General features: G+C 61.4%; 1 protein-coding gene. It reads left to right on the plus strand.

Annotated elements, in window-relative coordinates:
• Positions 1-581, plus strand: a 581-nt coding sequence (locus EOA86_RS37225) for an EAL domain-containing protein (RefSeq protein ID WP_164892438.1), incomplete at its 5' end; no start/stop codon positions are given.
• Between the last annotated feature and the right edge of the window lie 95 nt (positions 582-676).

The following is a 676-nucleotide window of genomic DNA, read 5'->3' on the forward strand; positions in this document are numbered from 1 at the left end:
TTGGCCTGTTCGCTATGCAACAGGCCGCCGAAGATCTGGCGGGATGGCAAAAGCAGATCGGCGACGCGCCGCTGTCGGTTTCGGTCAACCTGTCCAGCCGTCAGCTCATCCGCCGTGATCTGGTCAGCGACGTCCGCTCGGTGATCGCCCGGGCCAACCTGAAGCCGCGCTGCTTCCGGCTCGAACTCACCGAATCGCTGGTGATGGACAATCCCGAGCAGACAGCTCATGTGCTGAACAAGCTGAAGAAGCTTGGCATCGGCCTGTCGCTGGACGATTTCGGCACCGGCTATTCCTCGCTGGCCTATCTGACGCGCTTTCCCTTCGACACGATCAAAATCGACAAGAGCTTTGTCGACGACGCGACGCCGAAGCGCGCGGTGCTGCTCAAATCCATGGTCAACATGGCGCATGAACTCGGCCTTTCGGTCGTGGCCGAGGGCATTTCGGATGAAAGCGATGCGCTCGAACTGCGCCAGATGGGCTGCGAATATGTGCAGAGCTTCATGTTCGGCGCGCCGATGCCCGGCGATCAGGTGCTGAAGACGCTGAAGGAACAGTATCCGCTGGCTCAGGCTTGATTTGGTGCATGTCGGTTGTCCCAAGACCGCTGCGCACCTTTGGGCGAGATGCCGGGGGGTCCGCTTCCCGGCGCTCGGAGGTCGCAGGCAAACCG

It is taken from the genome of Mesorhizobium sp. M5C.F.Ca.IN.020.32.2.1 (assembly GCF_004023105.1).
Taxonomy (GTDB): domain Bacteria; phylum Pseudomonadota; class Alphaproteobacteria; order Rhizobiales; family Rhizobiaceae; genus Mesorhizobium; species Mesorhizobium wenxiniae.